This is a genomic window from Ideonella azotifigens, from assembly GCF_006519715.1.
Classification (GTDB): Bacteria; Pseudomonadota; Gammaproteobacteria; order Burkholderiales; family Burkholderiaceae_C; genus Ideonella; species Ideonella azotifigens.
Genome location: NZ_VIDT01001084.1, coordinates 1 through 1,285, shown reverse-complemented (window position 1 = coordinate 1,285; position 1,285 = coordinate 1). Strand labels below are relative to the sequence as shown.

The following is a 1,285-nucleotide window of genomic DNA, read 5'->3' as shown; positions in this document are numbered from 1 at the left end:
GGGAACAAAAACCCCGCCGGAGACCGCAAACGAGACCCAGCGGCCCAGGCCCCGCGAGGCTTGCACGTTCGCCCCATCACCCGATTGGTAGATCAGCCGCTTGTGCAGATTGCTTTCCACCAGCAGGCCAAATGATGGCAAGGGAAACTCTTGAAACTCCCGCCCTGCATTGTCGTTCGGTAGTTTGCTGCGCATGTCGTAGCGCAGCTTCAGCCCCCCCACCCCAGCCTCCAGCTCGACGTCGTAGCTGCTGACCCCAATCAGGGGGTAGATCGGGTCCCCCACACTCACCACGCTCGCTTGCTTGCCAGGGCACATCGCGGGCTTGTCGTGCCAGACATGAAGTCCATCTGCGACGCAAATAACGTTGTCGCCTGCATAAATGTCACCATAGCCATTGTGACCGAAGTCGCCTCTGTGCTGCTCCTCGTTTGCACCGTCATAATTCAGGGGGCATTGACTACCAAAAAATGGCCAGGCATAGTTAATATTATTTTCAGCGCGACATACCCCCTTCCAGGGATGTGAGGTATCGAGCACAAAAATCATATGACTATAAATCGCGTCACAAACCTCTTGTCCGGTAGAAAATTCACCCACGCCACCCGTATTCTGAAGATCACTCCAAAAGGGAGCGAATGGGGGCACAGTAACTACGGCAGCAACTGTTTTACTTGACGTCAACTGAAGCAACAATGTTAAAAATATCGACCGACATGCCGAGTATCCGAAAATCAGTCCGCCTTGGGGAATCTTAAAATCCGGAGCGATGAGTTTTACAAGAACATCCATATTGCATTTCCAAACCAGAGAAATATCATTTCTTTACACCATCCACACAGGCCTGCGGCGAAGTGAAAAGGGTACCAACCAAAAAAATTGAAACCCTATATACCATAGACGTCTGAAAATGCAGGCGATGCTAGACTCATTAAGTCAAACGTAAAAATTATCTTCTTATGAATCATGTTTCCTCCAATGAAAAATATTGCTGACTATTCAACATCACCACTCGCTCTCTTGGATAAGTTTCCTTCACATCCCTCGCCGCCGATCCTATAATAATCAACGGCTTAGCGAAGACCTGCAGAGGGAAACTTGTCCAGAAGAGCTTATTCACCGCAACCCCGAGACGCTTTGCATGCGTCCGAGTGCGTCATAGGTGCGCGTGACCGTCTTGACCAGGGTCCTGGTGGCCGGGTCGGTGCCCTTGTAGTAGCTCTCTGTTGTCCGGTTGCCGGCGTTGTCGAGTTCGTAGTGCTCGCTGTTGCCGTCCGAGCTGCTC

General features: G+C 51.4%; 1 protein-coding gene. It reads right to left on the bottom strand.

Translation table 11 applies throughout. The annotated features are described in order from the left end of the window. The coding region (locus FKP22_RS30750) for a hypothetical protein (RefSeq protein WP_141291976.1) at positions 1 to 792 on the bottom strand (792 nt) is incomplete at its 3' end. Positions 793 to 1,285: the final 493 nt, after the last annotated feature.